This window comes from Pantoea sp. DY-15 (genome assembly GCF_019795935.1).
GTDB classification, from domain to species: Bacteria; Pseudomonadota; Gammaproteobacteria; order Enterobacterales; family Enterobacteriaceae; genus Pantoea; species Pantoea leporis.
In genome coordinates this window covers 1241960-1262060 of record NZ_JAIMIF010000001.1, presented here as the reverse complement: position 1 = coordinate 1262060, position 20101 = coordinate 1241960, and the positions used below count along the sequence as shown (strand labels likewise).

At 56.5% G+C, this 20101-nt stretch carries 15 protein-coding genes; 6 read left to right on the top strand and 9 right to left on the bottom strand.

Features of this window, described 5'->3' with window-relative positions; genetic code table 11:
- Positions 1-47: 47 nt before the first annotated feature.
- Both nifJ and K5Y32_RS06010 read right to left on the bottom strand, forming a co-directional pair.
- Positions 48-3575: a pyruvate:ferredoxin (flavodoxin) oxidoreductase gene (gene nifJ / locus K5Y32_RS06015; RefSeq protein WP_222182206.1), complete on the bottom strand. Its 3528-nt coding sequence runs from the start codon at positions 3573-3575 to the stop codon at positions 48-50.
- Between the two features lie 138 nt (positions 3576-3713).
- Entirely contained in the window at positions 3714-4370 is a 657-nt protein-coding gene (locus tag K5Y32_RS06010) for an MgtC/SapB family protein (protein WP_061718808.1), read from the bottom strand.
- A 189-nt stretch (positions 4371-4559) separates the two neighbouring features.
- Here K5Y32_RS06010 and K5Y32_RS06005 point away from each other — a divergent pair, with 189 nt between their 5' ends.
- Positions 4560-4832 carry a DUF333 domain-containing protein gene (locus tag K5Y32_RS06005; RefSeq protein ID WP_061718809.1) on the top strand — a complete coding sequence of 91 codons (273 nt, stop codon included), beginning with the start codon at positions 4560-4562 and terminating at the stop codon, positions 4830-4832.
- A 16-nt stretch (positions 4833-4848) separates the two neighbouring features.
- Here the strand turns inward: K5Y32_RS06005 and K5Y32_RS06000 are convergent, their stop codons facing one another.
- On the bottom strand, positions 4849-5841 hold the full coding sequence (locus K5Y32_RS06000) for a 2-hydroxyacid dehydrogenase (RefSeq protein ID WP_222182204.1): 993 nt from the start codon (positions 5839-5841) through the stop codon (positions 4849-4851).
- A 171-nt stretch (positions 5842-6012) separates the two neighbouring features.
- On the opposite strand from K5Y32_RS06000, the gene K5Y32_RS05995 reads away from it, so the two are divergent.
- The 4 genes from K5Y32_RS05995 to K5Y32_RS05980 are packed head-to-tail and all read left to right on the top strand — an operon-like array spanning position 6013 to position 10497.
- On the top strand, positions 6013-8631 hold the full coding sequence (locus K5Y32_RS05995) for a YdbH family protein (protein WP_222182203.1): 2619 nt from the start codon (positions 6013-6015) through the stop codon (positions 8629-8631).
- Complete coding sequence (locus tag K5Y32_RS05990) at positions 8628-8816, top strand: YnbE family lipoprotein (protein ID WP_008106429.1); 189 nt, start codon at positions 8628-8630, stop codon at positions 8814-8816. Before K5Y32_RS05995 ends, K5Y32_RS05990 begins: the two co-directional genes overlap by 4 nt.
- A gap of 11 nt (positions 8817-8827) precedes the next feature.
- Positions 8828-9148, top strand: a complete 321-nt coding sequence (locus K5Y32_RS05985) for a YdbL family protein (RefSeq protein WP_222182917.1) — start codon at positions 8828-8830, stop codon at positions 9146-9148.
- Positions 9149-9183: 35 nt separating this feature from the next.
- Entirely contained in the window at positions 9184-10497 is a 1314-nt protein-coding gene (locus tag K5Y32_RS05980) for an MFS transporter (RefSeq protein ID WP_101764308.1), read from the top strand.
- 5 nt (positions 10498-10502) lie between these two features.
- Here the strand turns inward: K5Y32_RS05980 and K5Y32_RS05975 are convergent, their stop codons facing one another.
- From K5Y32_RS05975 to K5Y32_RS05965, 3 genes are all read right to left on the bottom strand, one after another.
- Positions 10503-11162 carry an NAD(P)H-binding protein gene (locus K5Y32_RS05975; RefSeq protein WP_222182201.1) on the bottom strand — a complete coding sequence of 220 codons (660 nt, stop codon included), beginning with the start codon at positions 11160-11162 and terminating at the stop codon, positions 10503-10505.
- 48 nt (positions 11163-11210) lie between these two features.
- A complete protein-coding gene (locus K5Y32_RS05970) occupies positions 11211-11915 on the bottom strand; it encodes a GNAT family N-acetyltransferase (RefSeq protein ID WP_222182199.1) in 705 nt (234 codons plus the stop codon).
- Between the two features lie 89 nt (positions 11916-12004).
- A complete protein-coding gene (locus K5Y32_RS05965) occupies positions 12005-12604 on the bottom strand; it encodes an FMN-dependent NADH-azoreductase (RefSeq protein WP_222182197.1) in 600 nt (199 codons plus the stop codon).
- 231 nt (positions 12605-12835) lie between these two features.
- On the opposite strand from K5Y32_RS05965, the gene hrpA reads away from it, so the two are divergent.
- Positions 12836-16732 (top strand): ATP-dependent RNA helicase HrpA, encoded by a 3897-nt coding sequence (gene hrpA / locus K5Y32_RS05960; RefSeq protein WP_222182195.1) that lies wholly within the window; start codon positions 12836-12838, stop codon positions 16730-16732.
- 155 nt (positions 16733-16887) lie between these two features.
- On the opposite strand, the gene K5Y32_RS05955 is transcribed toward hrpA, so the two are convergent.
- The 3 genes from K5Y32_RS05955 to K5Y32_RS05945 all read right to left on the bottom strand — a co-directional run bounded on the left by K5Y32_RS05955 (position 16888) and on the right by K5Y32_RS05945 (position 20101).
- Positions 16888-17694 carry a serine protease gene (locus K5Y32_RS05955; RefSeq protein WP_137385851.1) on the bottom strand — a complete coding sequence of 269 codons (807 nt, stop codon included), beginning with the start codon at positions 17692-17694 and terminating at the stop codon, positions 16888-16890.
- 278 nt (positions 17695-17972) lie between these two features.
- The gene (gene asr, locus K5Y32_RS05950) at positions 17973-18443 is read right to left on the bottom strand and encodes an acid resistance repetitive basic protein Asr (protein ID WP_007888004.1); all 471 of its coding nucleotides are present in this window, start codon (positions 18441-18443) and stop codon (positions 17973-17975) included.
- A gap of 170 nt (positions 18444-18613) precedes the next feature.
- Positions 18614-20101, bottom strand: coding sequence for a carboxypeptidase M32 (locus K5Y32_RS05945; protein WP_222182193.1), 1488 nt, complete (start codon positions 20099-20101; stop codon positions 18614-18616).

Here is a 20101-nt window from a genome sequence, read left to right as displayed (position 1 = left end):
ATTAACCCAGCAAAGAAACGCCCGGCCATCGCGCCGGGCTTTTTCATCTACTCACTTTTCTCGGTTTTCCCGGCTAACTCGGCCAGCCGCTGATAACGCTGACTGGCGGCTTCCGTTGCATCACGCCACAGCTGCGACGCTTCTTCTGGCCGCTGAGTTTGCAACTGGCGGAAACGCTGCTCGTTCATTAATGCTTGTTCGAGTTCCGAGGTCGGCGAACGCGAATCCAGCGCCAGCGCGGCTTTACCTTGCTGGGCGCGTCGAGGATCAAAACGATAAAGCGGCCAGAAACCGCTGGTGGTCAACAGGCGCATCTGCTCGTGGCTATAAGCCAGATCGTAACCATGCTCTTCACACGGGCTGTAAGCGATGATCAGCGAGGGTCCCGGCCAGGCTTCCGCTTCCTGAATCGCTTTCACGGTTTGATTGAGCTGCGCGCCCAGCGAAATCTGCGCCACATACACATGCCCATACAGCAGCGTCGACATGCCGAGATCCTTGCGCGCCTTGCGTTTCCCCTGTTCGCCAAACTTGGTCACCGCGCCGAGCGGCGTCGCTTTTGATGCCTGGCCGCCCGTGTTCGAGTAGCACTGCGTATCCAGCACCAGCACGTTGACGTTTTCGCTCAGGCTCATCACGTGATCGAGGCCGCCGTAGCCAATGTCGTACGCCCAGCCATCGCCACCAATCAGCCAGACCGATTTCTCCACCAGCGCATCGGCTGCATCGTTTAACGCTTTGGCTTCAGGCTGCGGTAAAGCCGCGAGCAGGGCGCGCAGCTGTGTAATCTGCTCGCGTCGCTGCGATGTGGTGACATTGTCACCTTTTAGTTCATTAACCAATGCCGCCGGTAGCTGCGCAGCACATTGCTCCAGTAACCTCAGTGCGCGCTGTTTCTGCTGGTCGACGCTCAAGCGGAAGCCCAGACCAAATTCGGCGTTATCTTCAAACAGCGAATTCGCCCACGCCGGACCGCGACCTTCTGCATTGGTGGTGTAAGGCGTGGAAGGCAGATTGCCGCCATAAATGGAGGAGCAGCCGGTGGCGTTAGCAATTAGCAGGCGATCGCCATACAGCTGCGTCAGTAGTTTGATATAGGGCGTTTCCCCGCAGCCCGAGCAGGCACCGGAATATTCAAATAGCGGCGTGATCAGCTGAGATGTGCGGATATCAATACGTTCCAGCTGCTCGGCGGTGATCTCCGGCAGCGCGAGGAAGGCAGCGTAATTGACCTTTTCCGTCTCAACATGCTCCAGGCGTGATTTCATGTTGATGGCTTTGATTTCCGGATGCTGGCGATCGCTGGCCGGGCACACTTCCACGCAAAGATTGCAGCCGGTGCAATCTTCCGGCGCTACCTGCAGCACGTATTTCTGTCCGCGCATATCGCGCGATTTCACATCGAGTGAAGCGAGCGAAGGTGGCGCATCGTCCAGCGCTCCAGGATCGACCACTTTGGCGCGAATGGCTGAGTGCGGGCAGGCGGCGACGCAATGGTTGCACTGCGTACAGAGATCGGGCTGCCAGATCGGCACGGCTTCGGCGATATTGCGCTTTTCCCATTGCGTGGTGCCAACTGGCCAGGTTCCATCAGGCGGCAGTGCCGAAACCGGCAGTTTATCGCCAAGGCCGGCCAGCATCGCTGCGGTGACGGTTTTGACGAAATCGGGTGCGCTATCGGACACCACCGGCGGGCGATGCGGACTGCGATCGTCTACCGGCTGCAGCGGCACCCTCTGCAGCGCTTGTTGTGCCATCGCCAGCGCTTGCCAGTTTCGCTGCACCAGCTCTTCGCCTTTGCTGCTGTAGCTGCGCGCAATGGCGTTTTGCAGTTCAGTTAATGCGCTATCGCCTGGCAAAATCTGGGTCAGCTGGAAAAAGGCCATCTGCATCACGGTGTTGATACGCGCACCCAGCTGGCATTCGCGCGCGATACGCGCAGCGTTGATCACATAGAAGCGCGCCTGTTTGTCGTTGAGCTGGCTCTGCACTTCCTGCGGCAGGCGCGGCCACACTTCCTCAGCGCTGTAGGGCGTATTGAGTAGAAAAATCCCGCCCGGTTTAAGCTGATCGAGCATCGAATACTTATCGATAAACTGCAGCTGATGGCAGCCAATGAAATCGGCTTGCTGAATCAAATAGGCGGATTGAATCGGATATTCACTGACGCGCAGATGGGAAACCGTCAGGCCGCCGGCTTTCTTCGAGTCGTAGACGAAATAGCCCTGCACCTGCCACGGCGTGGCGTTACCGATTATCTTCAGGTTGTTTTTACTGGCGCTGACGCTGCCGTCGCTGCCCAAACCATAAAACAGCGCTTCAAGCCGTGCGCGATTCGGCACGATATTGGCTTCCAGTGGCAGCGAAAGATGGGTGACGTCGTCGTAAATGCCGACGGTAAAACGCGCTGGCGGTGTTTCGCGCAGCAAGGCACGAAAAACCGCCAGCACCGCATCGGGTGCGAACTCTTTCGACGACAAACCATAGCGACCGCCGATTACCTTCGGCAGCGACCCACGCTCGCCACGGCTGTAAGCTTCAGCCAGCGCGGTCATCACATCCAGGAATAGCGGTTCGCCGAGCGCGCCGGGCTCTTTGGTGCGATCGAGCACCGCAATCCGCTGGGCGGAAGCGGGGATCTTTTGCAGCAAATGCGCCGCCGAAAACGGGCGATAGAGGCGCACTTTCAACAGCCCGACTTTCTCGCCACGCTGCAGCATTTCATCAATCGCCTCTTCAGCCGTGCCGCAGCCGGAGCCCATCATCACCATTACGCGCTCGGCCTGCGGATGGCCGTAAAACTCAAACGGCTGATAATGGCGGCCGGTATTTTCGCCAAACGCGGTCATTGCAGCCTCAACGTGCTGCGTGCAATCGTCGTACCAGCGGTTGGTGGCTTCGCGTGACTGAAAATAGGTATCAGGGTTGGCGGATGTGCCGCGAATCGTTGGTCGATCTGGCGTTAATGCACGAGCGCGATGGGCGTTAATTGCCTCGGCGGGCATCAGCGCCTGCAAGGTTTCATCGCTGATCGGCACGATCTTGTTGATCTCGTGCGAGGTGCGGAAGCCATCGAAGAAGTGGATAAACGGGATGCGGCTATTCAGTGAGGCGATTTGGGCAATCAGGGCAAAATCCTGCGCTTCCTGCACGCTGGAGGCGCAGAGCTGCGCGCAGCCGGTTTGTCGTACTGCCATGACATCGGAGTGATCGCCAAATATCGACAGCGCGTGCGTCGCCACGGTCCGCGCCGCGACGTGCAGCACAAACGGCGTCAGCTGGCCCGCCAGTTTGTAGAGCGTCGGGATCATCAACAGCAATCCCTGCGAAGAGGTGAAGGTGGTTGAGAGTGCGCCGGTTTGCAGCGCGCCGTGCACCGTGGCAATCGCGCCGCCTTCAGATTGCATCTCGACCACGCGCGGCACATCGCCCCAGATATTACGGCGGCCTTCGCCGGACCAGCTATCCGCCAGCTCGGCCATGGTTGAGCTGGGCGTGATGGGATAAATGGCAATCACTTCGCTGGTGCGGAAGGCGACTGAAGCCACTGCACCGTTACCGTCGACGGTAATCATAAATCGTCCTTTGCTAAGCTGAGAAACCCGCAAACTTTACGGGGGTTATCAGTTCAGTTTAGCAAAGGGCTATGACGCGACTTTTTCATCTGTGTGCTGGCGAGGTGGCAGCGCACCGCAATCTAACATTGATGATTTTTACATCATCTCCAGCGATTGAACCCCTTTGATTTCCATCACTTTGTCATAGATATTATGCATTGGTGTACGTCGTGACAACGTCACCTCAACGCTCAGTTCGCACAGACCAACCTCTTCATCACGGTTAACTACGGCGATGTGACCGTAACGCACATTTTCGCGTTGCAGCACCAGCAGCACCAGCGGCACGCTTTTGGGTTTGAGGTGCACCAGCAGCGTATGGTGACGGCCAATCAGCCAGTGACTGATGCGACGGAACGTCTCCAGCACCACCAGCGCCAGCACGGTGCCGTAGATACCGATTTCATACATGCCGCTACCGATCACCAGACCAATCGCCGCCGTCACCCATAAACCGGCGGCGGTGGTGAGACCTTTCACCACTTGCTTTTGAATGATGATGGTACCGGCGCCGAGGAAGCCCATGCCGCTCACCACCTGCGCCGCAATACGGCTGGGATCGAGCGCTACATGGTCGCTGACTAACATATCGGCAAAGCCATATTTCGATACCAGCATAAACATCGCGCTACCGATACCGACCAGGATATGGGTGCGCAAACCGGCCTCTTTGGCGCGCAGCTGCCGCTCTAGCCCAATCAGTCCGCCGAGAATTCCAGCCAGCGCGATGCGGATAAGCATATCCGTCAACATCGTTCTCTCCTTAGTTATTGAAAAACAAACCCTCCGCCGGGCGAAAAGGGCGGAAACATCTCAAACAGGATAATTCTGCTTGCAAACAATGAAATTAAATTTTGTAAAAAGCTGTGTCGCCTATCGATCCCTCAGCGCACCTGACATATGCTGGTGCGACTTTTTCGCTCAATCCCCGGAGCCCCATCGATGAAAGCCGCTCTCTTCCTGCTGGCTGGCGCCACCTTGTTACTTTCTGCCTGCAGCAGCAACAGTGACAACGAACCGCCGCAACAAGCTACTGCCGCCCACGTACAACCGCGCGTTGTGATGTCATCAATGGCTGAAGTGAATTGCAGTAATGCCGGGGGATCGCTGGCGTTTTCGCGTCAGTTAGACGGTTCACGCATCGGTATGTGCCAGTTGGCGAATGGTCGTCGTTGTGACGAACAGGCGCTAATGGGTGGAAGCTGCGCCCGCTAAGGCAGGCGCAGAAGGGTTAGGCGGTGACCTGATTCGGGCTGATTTCGCCGCGCTCCAGCTGCTGCAAGTTGCTGAGCGTGGTTTCTGAAATAGCCGTCAAGGCTTCGGCGGTCAGGAAAGCCTGATGGCCGGTGAACAGCACGTTGTGACAAGCCGACAGACGACGGAACACATCATCCTGAATTACGTCATTCGATTTGTCTTCAAAGAACAGATCGCGCTCGTTTTCATACACATCCATCCCCAGCGAACCAATCTTCTGCTGTTTAAGCGCATCAATTGCCGCTTGTGAATCAATCAAACCGCCACGGCTGGTGTTGATGATCATCACGCCATCTTTCATTTGGCTGAACGCCTGCGCGTTAAGCAGATGGTGGTTTTCCGGCGTGAGCGGACAGTGCAACGTAATCACATCGGCTTCGGCGAACAGTGTTTTAAGATCGACATATTCAGCGCCCAGCTCCAGCGCCGCCTGGCTTGGATAGGGATCGAACGCTAACAGGCGCATGCCAAATCCCTTGAGGATACGCATCGCCGCGATACCAATCTTGCCGGTTCCGACCACGCCCGCGGTTTTGTTATGCATGTTGAAGCCGGTTAAGCCATCCAGCGAGAAGTTAGCGTCGCGCGTGCGTTGATAGGCGCGGTGAATGCGACGATTCAGCGTCATCATCAGGCCAACCGCATGTTCCGCTACCGCTTCTGGCGAATATGCCGGAACGCGCACCACGTTTAAGCCCAGCGCTTTCGCCGCCGCCAGATCGACGTTATTGAAACCGGCACAGCGCAGCGCAATGTGCTTCACACCCAGCGCCGCCAACTCTTCCAGCACGGCTTTGCTGGCATCATCGTTGACGAAAATACACACCGCATCACAGCCCGCAGCGTTTTTCGCCGTCGCCGGTGTCAGCAGGAAGTCAAAAAACTGCAGCTCAAATCCGTAGCTGTCGTTGACGTGTTCGAGGTATTTCTGGTCGTAATGCTTGGTGCTGTAAACCGCAACTTTCATTGTTTCGCTCCTGAAAAATGCAACGTCGGTATCACAACAGGATAACGTTTTCCGCGTCATTTTGCTGTTCTTCAGCCAGACTATGTCGCTAACACCTTCATTTGCCGGACGTAACATGCCATCATTTGGCTCCTCGTCAGGATTGTGTAAAGAACAGGAACGTTAACTGCCATGACGCGTGGCCTTCGCCGAACACTTGCTGCGCTGCTGGCGCTGATACTGCTGCTATTGGGATTGCTGCTGACGCTCACGCAATGGTTGCCGCGTCTGGCCGGTATCTGGCTGCCCGAAAACACCCGCGTGGAACTCAACGGCACGCCGCGCTGGCAGCAAGGCGCGCTGCATTTCCCGGCGGTGCGCTATCTGGCGGGCGATTGTGTACTGGCAAACGTCAGCGATGCGGCGCTCGGCTGGCAGCAAAAGCGCTGGCAACTTAGCGCGGGAGAAGTCCAACTCAACAGCGACTGCCTGCAATCGCTGCCGCATAGCGAAGCGAGCGGTGCGCCGCGCAGCCTGGCCGACTGGCAGAAGATGTTGCCTGGCGCCGATGTCCACCTGCAAAAAATCACCATTCTGCCGTGGCAACAATATGCCGGCCGTTTCGATCTCACCTTAAATAACGATGTGCAGCGGCTGCATTATCAGGGCGACAACCTGAGTGTGGATGCGCGGTTGCAAGGCCAACTGCTGCAGATTGCCCAGCTGCAGCTCAGTCATCCTTTACTGCCCAAACCGCTCAACCTGCATGGCGATGTCACCTTGCCAACCTTTGCCGATGGTTTGCCGGTAGCGGGCGAACTCAGCGCCGATCTCAATGTGGTGCAGTGGCCGCAGCCGCTGGCGCTGACGCTCAACTGGCAGCAACAGCAAGGCACCTTGACGGTGAAGCAGCAGGATGACGATCAGCCGCTGCTGCAGCTGCCGTGGCAGGTCGATGAGCGGCAGATTCGTATTACGCAAGGTCAATGGCGCTGGCCGCAGGCCGATCAGCCGCTATCGGGTGGCGTGGCAGTAACGCTGGAAAACTGGCAGCAAGGACTGGAAAACACGCTAGTCAGCGGGCGATTTAATTTGCTGACGCAAGGGCGCGGCGGTAAAGGCAATCTGGTATTAAGCGTTGGCCCTGGCAAACTGAGCATGGTCGATAGCGCCTTGCCGTTCCAGTTGACCGGCGAGAGCAAATTCGCCGATCTGCAGCTGTTTGGCAGCATGCCGGGCTTACTGCACGGCGTGCTGACCGATCCGCAATTGACCCTGAAACAAGGCGCGCTGCTGCGTTTGCGCGGTCGCTTGCTCTCAACGCTGGAAGTGGATGAAGCGCGCTGGCCGCTGGCGGGCGTAACGGTGGCGTCGAGCGGTATTAATGGTCGCCTCCAGGCAATACTTAAGGCACACGATCCCAGCTTTGGTCGTTTCAAATTGCATCTCGATGGCCGCGCCAGCGATTTCTGGCCCGACAGCGGCGTGTGGAAGTGGCGTTATTGGGGGGACGGCCTGATCGAGCCGCTCACCGCCAAATGGGACGTGAAGGGCACCGGCAGCTGGCAGGACACCTTGATCAGCCTCGACACGCTGAATACCGGTTTCGATCAGCTGGCGTACGGCATGGTGCAAGTGGCTAAACCGCGCCTGACGCTCAATGCGCCGGTGCGCTGGCAACGCGATGCTGCGCATCCGGCGTTTAACGGTGGCTTCACACTAAAATCCGGTCAAACCCAGTTCAGCTACGGCGGCTGGCTGCCGCCATCAGAACTCAATTTTGAAGCCAAAGGCAGCGATCCCAGCCAGTTTATCTGGCGCGGTCAGCTGACGGCGGAGGATATTGGCCCGGTACGCGTGCATGGCCGCTGGGATGGCGAACGTCTGCGCGGCGAAGCCTGGTGGCCGGCGCAATCTTTGACGGTGTTCCAGCCGCTGCTCAGCAGCGATTTAAAAATGCGTATCCAGTCGGGTGAACTGCGCGCGCAGGTGGCATTCTCGGCGGCTAGCGAGCAGGGCTTTGAAGCGGGCGGTCACTGGGCGGTGAAAAACGGCAGCCTGTGGATGCCGGACAGTGAAATCAACGGCATCGATTTCTCGCTGCCGTTCCGGCTGAAGGATCATCAATGGCAGCTTGGACGGCGCGGCCCGGTTTCACTGCGTATCGCCGAAGTAAAAAATCAGTTCTCACTGCAAAACATCACCGCTGATTTGCAAGGTCACTATCCATGGCAGGAGCGCCAGCCGCTAACGCTCAGCAACGTCAATCTCGATCTGTTAGGCGGACACGTCAGCATGCCCGAACTGCGCATGCCACAGCATCAAGCGGCGCGCGTCTCGCTGAAGGAGATCAATCTCAGCAAGCTGGTCAGCGCGATCAAACCCAAGCAGTTTGCCATGTCTGGCAAGGTCAATGGCGAATTGCCGCTGTGGGTAAATAATCCGCAATGGCTGGTTGAAAAGGGCTGGATCGCCAACAGCGGTCCGCTCACCTTCCGGCTGGATAAAGATATGGCGGACGCGATTGTCAGCAATAACTTTGCGGCCGGAGCGGCGCTGGATTGGCTGCGCTACATGGAAATCTCGCGTTCATGGGCCACTATCGATCTGGATAACTTCGGCAATCTGATCATGCAATCGGAAGTGAAAGGCGTTAGCCAGTTCAGTAACCGCCGACAGACCGTTAATCTGAACTACCGGCATCAGGAAAATTTGTTCCAGCTGTGGCGCAGCCTGCGCTTTGGCGATAATTTGCAATCCTGGGTGGAGCAAAATGCCACCTTACCCTCGAAGAAGGATCCCCAACCATGAGCCTCAGGGCATTACTGGTGCTGGCAGCCTGGCTGCCGCTGATTGGCTGCGTGCCGCGCATTGAAGTTGCGGCGCCGAAAGAGCCCATCACCATCAATATGAACGTCAAAATTGAGCATGAGATTCACATCAAGGTGGATAAAGATGTGGAAGCGCTGCTGAAGAATCAGAGCGGGCTGTTTTGAGGAGAAGCATGATGAAACGCAAGGGGATCGCGCTGCTTGCAGCGCTGCTGCTGATGCCGTCTGCCTGGGCGCTCACGCTGGATGAGGCGCGTCAACAGGGGCGCGTGGGCGAAACGCTCAGCGGCTATGTGGCGGCGCGTCAGCAGGACGAAGAAACGCTGGCGCTGGTCAAGCGCATCAACGATGGCCGCCTGCAGCAATATCAGCGCGTGGGGCAGCAAAATAACCTGACCGCCAGCGAAGTGGCGCGCATCGCCGGCGAAAAGCTGGTGAACCGCGCAGGTAGCGGCGAGTATGTGCGCGGCATCAATGGGCAGTGGCTGCGTAAGTAAGGTTTATCCGCAGATAATCTTTTTGGGAGCTTAAAATGCCAATGCCGCAAACGACAACGGATGCACAGAAGCGCGCCTTAATCGCCGGTTCAGTAGGCAATTTCATTGAATGGTACGAGTTTGCGGTTTATGGCTTTCTCGCGACGGTGATCGCGCAGAACTTCTTTCGCCTGCAGGGCGAAGCCGAGCTGACCGGCATTATTTTGACCTACGCTTCCTTCGCCATTGCCTTTTTCTTCCGTCCGTTGGGCGCAATATTTTTTGGCCGCATGGGCGATCGTATTGGGCGCAAGCCGACGCTGATTTTTGTCTTGATCATGATGACGCTGGTAACGACCGCGATCGGCATTATTCCCACCTATGCCAGCATTGGCGTGGCGGCGCCGCTGATCATTACCGGTCTGCGTATTCTGCAGGGCTTGTTTGCTGGGGGGGAATACGGCGGTGCGGTGTCACTGATGACAGAGTTTGCCCCCAAAGGGCAGCGAGGACGTTACGGTGCCTGGCAATCATTCACCGTGGCGTTGGGCCTGCTGGCGGGCGCTGGCATTGTCGCGTTGCTGTCGGCGGTGTTGAGTGTGGATCAGATGCACAGTTGGGGCTGGCGCATTCCCTTCTTCCTCGCCTTGCCGATGGGGATGGTGGCGCTGTGGCTGCGCTATAGCATGGAAGAAACGCCCAGCTTCGTGCGTCAGCAGCAAACGCAAAAAGCGCATCAGCCAATGGCGGTCAGCGCCAGTTTTGGCGCGACGCTCAGGATTATCTTGCTGGCAATCAGCCGCGTGATGGTGTGGTCAGCGGCGGGCTATACCTATCTGGTGATCATGCCAACCTATCTGCAATCTTCGCTGCACACCGGCTTTAACCAGGCGCTATTGATTGCGGTGATCTCCAATCTTGGCTTTGCCGCCACCATCATTCCAGCGGGCATGCTTAGCGATAAAATCGGACGCCGCAGCGTGATGGTTATCGCGGCATGTTTGTTGCTGGTGCTGGCATTGCCGTTACTCAAAGTGTTGCAGGCCGATTCCTCAACGCTGTTGATCAAGGCGCTGGTAGTGTTTGTGGCGGGGGGGATTGTGGGATTGCTGGCAGGACCGGGCCCGGCAATGTTAGCTGAAATGTTCCCCACGCGCGTCCGCTATACCGGGCTGGGACTGGCCTATTCACTCTCTAACGCAGTTTTCTCGGGGTGTGCCGGACTGATTATCACCTCCCTGATTAAGCAAACGGGGAATCTGGATATCCCCGCCTGGTACATCATGGTCACAGCTGCAATCAGTATTCCGGCGCTGATGACGCTAAACAAAAAAGACCATCTGCGTTCGCTGGATGAAGCAGATGGTTGAAGACGCTAGCGTGTTGCCAGTTGCTTAACTGCTTCATGCACCGGCACTTCACCGCCGGTTAACTCAATGATCACCCGGCTGACCGCCGGTTGATCGATGATTTCAGCCAGCGTCGCCGCCACGTCATCGCGAGGAATATCGCCATACGGGATGGCCAAACCAGCACGCACCCGGCCTTGGCTTTGCTCATCCGTTAGCGTGCCGGGGCGTAAAATCACCCAATCCAGATCGCTTTGCGCCAGCTCGACATCCGCTGCTTTCTTCACGCGCATGTAATTTTCGAAGCTGGCGGAGAGGTTTTTGTTTCTGCCGGCTTCAGGGAAAGCCGACACCAGCAGAAAGCGTGAGATGCCGGCCTGCTGCGCGGCAGCAACCGCGGTGGTTAATCCTTTGCCATCAATGGCGTTCGTCATCTCTTCACCGCCTTTGCCGCCGGCACCGGCGGTAAAGACCACCACATCGCTGCCCTTCATTAGCGCGGCCAGCGATGTTGCGTCCAGCGCGGTTAAGTCGCCGTTAACCGGCTCCGCACCCCGTTCACGCAAAGGCTGCTCCTGTTCCGCTTTGCGAAACAGCGGGCGCGCAACGTGCCCGTTTGCGGCCAGCAGTGATGCCAGACGACGGCCAATGTTGCCTGCGCCGCCAATGATAAATACCTTGGACATGAGTACCTCTTCAATTGCGTGGATAACAGCGAGTCAGTATAGCCAACGTCAATCTGTGGAGAAAAAGCAGCGCAGCTTTTGCCTTTCGCGTCCGTGCTGATCCATATTCTCCACCGCCAGCCATTGGCTTAAAGCCTGCTGAATCGGCGGCCATTCACCATCAATGATTGATAACCAATCGGTATCGCGATTGCGCTGTTTGCGCGTCATGGCCTGACGAAAACGACCTTCAAAGGTAAAGCCGATACGTTCAGCTGCGCGTCGGGACGCCAGATTTAGGGAATCACAACGCCAAGCCACGCGGCGATAACCGAGCGCGAAGGCCTGCTGCAACAGCAAATATAACGCTTCACTGCCCAATACGTTGCGCTGCATCAGCGGCGACCAGGTCACATGGCCAATCTCAATCGCGCCGTTCTGCACGTCGATATTGGCGAAACAGACCGCGCCAACCGCTTGCTGATTAGCCTGATCGATCACCGCATAACTGACCAATCCACGGTCACCTATTTTGTTAGCAATCCAATCGTTCATCTCGGCTAACGATTGCGGCTGCGATGCGCCAAGCCAGGTCCAGTCGCGATCGTCGGGTGCCAGCAAAAAGGAGGTAAGCAGGGCAGGCGCGTGATTGAGTTGAAGCGGTGTGAGATGGCAAAAGCGGCCAGTGAGAATAGCAGCGGGCGGGAAGATTGCGGGTTGCCAGTCGGGTAGCGCAAAACCGATAGGCTGACCATATTGATTGTGTTGTGTCACTTCATCTCCTTTCGCTGTGCTGAAAAATAACAGCAAAAAAAATGCCCGCCAGTTAAGCCTGACGGGCATTGATCATGCGAAAAAAATGATTACGCAGCAACAATTTGTTTGATGGCGTCTTTTGCATCGTTAGCCGCTTTGGTCGCCACTTCTGGACCATAAGCGATGCCTTCCGCGAACACGAAGTCTACGTCAGTGATACCGATGAAGCCGAGGAACAGCTTCACGTACGGGGTCAGCAGATCGCTGGCCGTATCTTTATGGATGCCGCCACGGCTGGAGAGGATCACCGCACGTTTGCCGGTCACCAGGCCTTCCGGACCTGCTTCGGTGTAACGGAAGGTCACGCCAGCGCGGGCAATCAGATCGAAGTAATTTTTCAACTGAGTTGGAATGTTGAAGTTGTACATGGGGGCGGCAATAACCACGGTGTCATGGGCTTGCAGTTCAGCAATCAGCTCATCGGAGAGAGACAGCGCTTCCTGCTGACGTGGTGACAGTGGGGCATCGGATGGGCGCAGCGCGCCAACCAGCTCACCATCCAGCACCGGAATCGGCTGCGCGGCTAAATCACGTACGGTAACCGAGTCACCTTTAGCGCGTGCTTCGTCAGCGTAGAAGTCAGCCAGTTGATTTGACTGAGAGTAACCAGCGAGGATGCTTGATTTCAGAACTAAAACTTTGCTCATGGTATTTTCCTGTGCGTTACGCGGTTGGCTTACCGCTCAATGCTTTACACTGTACGGAGTTAGCCCGCGGGGTAAAAGCGCAATATTTCGAGATCAATGTTCGAAATAATTGAATAACCTCGCACGTCCCGTTCAGGCAGGTGTTCCAAATTGTGCTATGATGCCGACCATTAATTGCTTGAATCCGCCGGGAAATCATCTGCCCGCTGCAACAACAGGTAACGCATCGCTATGTCATCATCCGACTCTTCACCTTTAGCCTCCCTCTGGCCGCGGCTCGATAATCTGACGCTGCGCGACAGTCAACGTCTGCGACGTCGACTGCTGGGCGCTGCAAAGGTGAAAAATCCTGCGGCGCAGCAGGGCATTGTGGCTGAACTGGAGCCGGAATTTGTCGCGGCGGAGCAGCGCCTGGCGCAGCGCACGGCGGCGACACCGCGCATCACTTTCCCTGACAACCTGCCGGTGAGTCAGAAGCAGCAGGACATTGCTGATGCGATCGGTCAGCATCAGGTGGTGATCGTCGCGGGTGAAACCGGATCGGGTAAAACCACGCAGTTGCCGAAAATCTGCCTGGCGCTGGGGCGCGGGGTTAAAGGGCTGATTGGTCACACTCAGCCGCGTCGTCTGGCGGCGCGCACCGTGGCCAACCGCATTGCCGATGAGCTGGAAACCTCGCTCGGCGGCACCATCGGTTACAAGGTGCGCTTTAACGATCAGGTGAGCGAAACCACCCAGGTTAAGCTGATGACCGACGGTATCCTGCTGGCAGAAATCCAGCAGGATCGCCTGTTGCTGCAGTACGACACCATCATTATCGATGAAGCGCACGAACGCAGTCTCAACATCGATTTCCTGCTCGGCTATCTGCGCGAACTTTTGCCGCGTCGTCCCGACTTAAAAGTCATTATCACGTCAGCGACCATCGATCCGCAGCGCTTCTCACGCCATTTCCACAATGCGCCGGTGATTGAAGTGTCCGGCCGGACGTATCCGGTCGAAGTACGTTATCGCCCAATGGTGGAAGAGGCTGACGACACCGATCGCGATCAGCTGCAGGCTATTTTTGATGCGGTCGATGAGCTGGGACAAGAGAGCCGCGGCGATATCCTGATCTTTATGAGCGGCGAGCGCGAAATCCGCGATACTGCCGATGCGCTGATGAAGCGCGATATTGCGCACACCGAGATTCTGCCGCTGTATGCGCGCCTGTCGAACGCCGAGCAAAACCGTGTGTTCCAGTCGCACAGTGGACGCCGCATCGTGCTGGCGACCAACGTGGCGGAAACCTCGCTGACCGTGCCTGGCATCAAATACGTTATCGATCCTGGTACCGCGCGTATCAGCCGCTACAGTTTCCGCACTAAAGTGCAGCGCTTGCCGATTGAGCCGATTTCGCAGGCTTCCGCTAATCAGCGAAAAGGTCGCTGCGGCCGCGTTTCGGAAGGTATCTGTATTCGCCTCTATTCCGAGGATGATTTCCTTAGCCGCCCGGAATTTACCGATCCCGAAATTCTGCGTACTAACCTCGCCTCGGTGATTCTTCAGATGACCGCGCTGGGACTGGGCGATATTGCTGCCTTCCCATTTGTCGAAGCACCGGACAAGCGCAATATTCAGGATGGCGTGCGCCTGCTGGAAGAGCTGGGTGCCATCACGCTGAGTGAAGACGAAACCTACAAGCTGACGCCTTCGGGCCGCCAGCTCGCGCAGCTGCCCGTCGATCCGCGTATGGCGCGCATGGTGCTGGAAGCGCAAAAATTTGGCTGCGTACGCGAAGCGATGATCATCACCGCGGCGCTATCGATTCAGGACCCGCGCGAGCGTCCTTCGGATAAAAAGCAGGCATCTGACGAAAAACATCGTCGTTTTGAGGATAAAGAGTCTGATTTCCTCGCCTTCGTCAATCTGTGGAATTACCTGCAGGAACAGCAAAAAGCGCTCTCCAGCAATCACTTCCGCCGCCTGTGTAAAACCGAGTTCCTTAACTATCTGCGCGTGCGTGAATGGCAGGATATCTACACGCAACTGCGTCAGGTGGTGCGGGAACAGGGGATGCCAGTCAACAGCGAACCTGCGCCGTATCGTGAAGTGCACTGCGCTTTGCTTACCGGCTTGCTGTCGCATATTGGTCAGAAAGATAACGACAAGCAGGAGTTTACCGGCGCTCGCAACGCGCGCTTCGCCATCTTCCCCGGTTCCGGGCTGTTTAAGAAGCCGCCGAAGTGGACGATGGTGGCGGAACTGGTGGAAACCAGCCGTTTATGGGGCCGCGTTGCCGCCCGTATCGATCCGGAATGGATCGAGCCGCTGGCGCAGCATCTGATTAAACGCAGTTACAGCGAACCGCACTGGGAAAAAGCACAGGGCGCGGTGATGGCGACGGAAAAAGTGACGCTTTACGGCCTGGCAATTGTGCAGGCGCGTAAGGTTAACTACAGCCGCATTGATCCGCAACTGAGCCGCGAGCTGTTTATCCGTCATGCGCTGGTGGAGGGCGATTGGCAGACGCGTCACGCGTTCTTCCGCAATAACCTGAAACTGCGCAACGAAATTGAAGATCTGGAGCACAAATCGCGTCGTCGCGACATTCTGGTCGATGATGAAACGCTGTTCGCTTTCTACGATCGCCGCATCGGCAGCGACGTGGTGTCTGCACGCCATTTCGATAGCTGGTGGAAGCAGGCCAGCAAAGAGAATCCGGATCTGCTGAGCTTTGATAAGCAAATGCTGATCAAAGACGGCGCGGACAAAGTCAGCCAGCTCGATTACCCCAACTTCTGGCATCAAGGCAACCTGAAGCTCAAACTGAGCTATCAGTTTGAACCGGGCGCGGATGCCGATGGCGTGACGGTGCACATTCCGCTGCCGCTGCTGAACCAAATCGAAGAGACCGGTTTTGAGTGGCAAATTCCGGGCGTGCGCCGCGAACTGGTTATCGCGCTGATCAAATCACTGCCCAAGCCGGTGCGCCGTAATCTGGTACCCGCGCCCAACTACGCCGAAGCGTTTCTCGGTCGCGTAACGGCGATGGAACTGCCGTTGCTGGATGCGCTGGAACGCGAATTCCGCCGCATGACCGGCGTCACCATTGACCGGGAAGCCTGGCAGTGGGATCAGGTGCCCGATCACCTGAAAATGACTTTCCGGGTGGTTGACGAGCACAACCGTAAGCTGCAGGAAGGCAAAAATCTGCATCAGCTGCGGCTGCTGCTGAAAGGCAAAGTGCAGGAAACGCTGTCGAAAGTGGCGGACGATGGCCTGGAGCAGAGCGGTTTGCACATCTGGAGCTTTGGCGATTTGCCGCAAAGCTACGAGCAGAAGCGCGGCAGCTATCAGGTCAAAGCCTGGCCGGCGCTGGTGGATGAAAAGGACAGCGTGGCGATTCGCCTGTTCGATAGCGAAGTGGAACAGCAGAAAATGATGTGGCGCGGTCAGCGTCGCCTGCTGCTGCTCAACATTCCGTCGCCAACCAAGTATCTGCACGAGAAGCTACCGAACAAAGCCAAACTCGGTTTGTACTTCAATCCCTACGGCAAAGTGCTGGAACTGATCGATGACTGCATCGCCTGCGGCGTGGATAAGCTGATGGCGGAGGCGGGCGGCCCGGCGTGGCAACAGGAAAACTTCGAACAGCTGCGCGACAAAGTGCGTGCTGATTTGAATGAAACCGTGGTCACCATCGCTAAACAGGTCGAACAGATCCTGACCTGCGTGTTCAATATCAACAAGTTCCTTAAAGGACGCGTGGACATGTCGCTGGCGCTGGCGTTAGGCGATATCAAAGCGCAAATGAATGGCCTGGTGTATCGCGGTTTCGTCACCGGCAATGGCTGGTCGCGTCTTGGTGATACGCTGCGCTATCTGCAAGGTATTGAGCGTCGTCTCGAGAAGCTGCCGGTCGATCCTCACAGCGATCGTGCGCGTATGCTAAAAGTGCAGGCGGTGGAGCAAGCCTGGCAGACGTGGCGGAATAAATTGCCGCCCCAGCGTCAGGATGATGCCGACGTGCAGGCGATTCGCTGGATGCTGGAAGAGCTGCGAATTAGCTATTTCGCCCAGCAGTTGGGCACGCCTTATCCAATTTCGGATAAGCGTATTCTGCAGGCGATGGAGCAGTTGAGTTAATTGTTAGATGGCGCGATAAATCGCGCCGCTACGAAACAGCGCGTTTTTAACATCGCACAATTCTCGAAGAAAACGGCAAGGCGGGGCAGCGGCCCCAGGGATGGGCCACGACGACGTTACGTAGCGGCTCCGCCTTTTTGCCTGAGAGCGCGGAATTACTGGGCTAACTCTTCCAGCTTATCTTTAAAGGACGGCACCGCAATCGCGCGGTTATCGGCACGGTAACGATCGGCCGGCGCGGGTGCTGAACTCTGTACCGCAATCAACTGCCACTCATCACCGTTCTTCAACAGCAGCGGCGAACCGCTGTCGCCCGGCAAGGTATCGCACTGATGCGACAACACTGCACGCTGCGCCCAACCGGTCACTAAACAATCGCTGTGCGAATAGAGCGTATCCAGATGATCGGCCGGATATCCGGCTTGCGTCACTTTACGTTGCGTGGTTTTCAACGCGGCGGTTAAATCGCCACGCGAACCCTCAAACAATGGAATCGGCACAATACCGGAGGGAGGGTTATGCAAAATAACCAGTCCGTAATCGTAGGGTGCGGCTCCCGGCGGCACGATCCAGCCTTCGCCGTCTGCCTGCAACCGGCGCGCTAAAGAGGGTTCAACGCGCGCATCAATATCATGAATCTCGTAGCGCCAGCCTTTCGCGCTGGCCATAAAACGCAGCGCCACCGGCTTATCAAATTTGCCGGGCGGAGCCAATAAACAGTGTCCGGCGGTCAACGCCAGATGGGCAGAAATCAGGGTGGCAGTGCAGAGGTTACCGCTTTCGGTCTCTAACTGACCGATGGCATCCCAGGGCGCGGCGCTCACGTCGCTAATCGCCTGGCGATGATCTTTGCCAAAGAACAACGTTTTGATGTCTTCCGGGCTTGGCCCATCTTCATCATCGGCATGTGCTGTGTGGGTAAAACTGAAAAGACCAACGAGTAACAGGATAGCCAGGCGCATAGTTCTCTCAATGGCGAGAATAAGTAGAAGTTGTTGTCATCACGCTTGAGCGATAACTATAGTCGGTGAGCGGTGAAAAAGGGAGAAATATTGGAGTAATCAGCACGCTACAACAACTAGATAAAAAAGCTGGCTGCAACTATGCCACAGAGGATCATCACAATCAGAATAATTTCGAAGCGATAGCGACGCACCATTTTTCGCTACTCCAGTAAATAAACACCCGGCATAACCGGGTGTTTTCAATCATCAATACGGTGTTGGCGCTAAAGGCGATCTTATTTAGCTGCTTTTTTCACTTTGTGATGCTTTTTAGCAGCCTGAGCTTTCTGCGCAGCTGGCTTGGTTACTTTGTGGTGCTTTTTAGCAGCCTGAGCTTTCTGTGCAGCTGGTTTGGTTGCTTTGTGGTGCTTTTTAGCAGCCTGAGCTTTCTGTGCAGCTGGCTTGGTTGCTTTTTTGTGGTGCTTTTTCGCAGCCTGGGCTTTCTGTGCCGCTGGCTTGGTTGCTTTTTTATGATGCTTTTTAGCGGCCTGAGCTTTCTGTGCAGCTGGCGCTTTCTTCTCTACTTTTTTGTGCTTCTTAGCCGCCTGCGCTTTCTGAGCAGCAGGTTTCTTATGGTGTACTGCTTTGTGTTTCGCTGGCGCTGCAGTGGTTGCTGGCGTTGCTGGAGCAGCTGTGGTCTCAGCAGCGAAAGCAACAGAAGACATACCCATAGCAGCGGCGATCACCAGTGCAAATAATTTTTTCATTGCAAAATCCTCGAACTATTTTTTCATGTGTAGCCCACTGCGGGGCCGGTGAAAACACTATATGAAAAACAATTCAGGCTTTCCGTGAGGCATTGGTATCGGCGTGTAACGGATTGTACAAAGCGGCGTAAAGGAAGAGAAAAGAGCGGCCGCATCGGCCGCCGCGCAGTTTACTCAGAGAGATAACGTTGTTCAAGGTGCTGACGGAAATAGCGCGGATTCAGCGCTTCGCCGGTGGCATTAATCAGCAGCTGCTGCGTTGGGAAACGGCTGCCGTGCTGCCAGATGTTTTGCTGTAACCAGTCGAACACCGGCTGCAACTCACCTTGCTGGATCAGCGTCTCAACCTGCGGAATCGCACGCTTCACTGCCTGGAACAGCTGGGCTGCATACATCGCGCCCAAGGTGTAGGTTGGGAAATAGCCAAACGCGCCGTCAGTCCAGTGAATATCCTGCATGCAGCCATCGCGATAATTACCACGCGTATCAATACCCAACGATTGCTGCATCTTCTCGTCCCACAGCGCCGGGATATCATCAACCTCAATCTCGCCCTCAATCAGCGCGCGCTCGATCTCGTAACGTAAAATCACGTGCGCCGGATAACTCAGTTCATCAGCGTCGACACGAATAAAGCCCGGCTTCACGCGCTGCGCCTGACGGATAAAGTTGTTTAGCGCCAGCGCAGGCTGATCGCCCATCAGCGCCACCACCTGCGGATGGATATGTTGCAGGAAGGCTTCACTGCGCCCCAACTGCATCTCCATAAATAGGCTTTGCGACTCATGAATTGCGGTAGAACGCGCTTGCGCCACCGGCTGACCGCGCCACTGTTTTGGCAAATTCTGCTCGTAGCGCGCATGGCCGGTTTCATGGATCACGCCCATCATGGCGCTGAGGAAGTCGTTCTCGTTGTAACGCGTGGTAATACGCACATCTTCCGGCACGCCGCCACAGAACGGGTGCGCACTCACATCTAAACGACCGTGATTGAAATCGAAGCCCAGCGTTTTCATCACGCTCAGGCCGAGCTGTTTCTGCGATTCGATAGCGAACGGACCCACCGGCTGCGCGATCGGGGTTTGCTGCTGCTTCGCCACGGCTTTTTGTAGCAGGTCGGGCAGCCAGCTTTTGAGATCGCCAAAGGTTTGATCCAGCTGCGCGCTGGTCATGCCAGGCTCAAACACATCCAGCAGCGCGTCGTAGCGCGATCCGCCGAGTGCATCGGCACGCAGCTGCGCCTCTTGACGACTCAGCTTGACCACTTCTTTCAGATTGGCGGAGAAACCTTGCCAGTCGTTCGCCGGACGCTGCTGACGCCAGGCGTGTTCACAGCGCGAACCGGCCAGCGACTTGGCTTCAACCAGTGAGGCGGGCAGCAGCGTTGCTTGCTGCCAGGCGCGCTGCATCTCGCTCAGGTTAACCTGTTCGACATCATTCAATGATTCCTGCTGCGCGGCATCAAACAGCACGCCGAGGCGTTTATCGGTCAGCACTTCGTGCATGAACACGCTCAGTTCGGCCATCGCTTCACCGCGCGCCTGGCTGCCGCCCGGCGGCATGGTGGTTTGCATATCGACACCGGCAATGGCGCCTAAATGGCCAAAGCGGGAGAGACGCTGAAAAGTGCGGCTAAGTTCTTGATAAGCTGAAGTCAC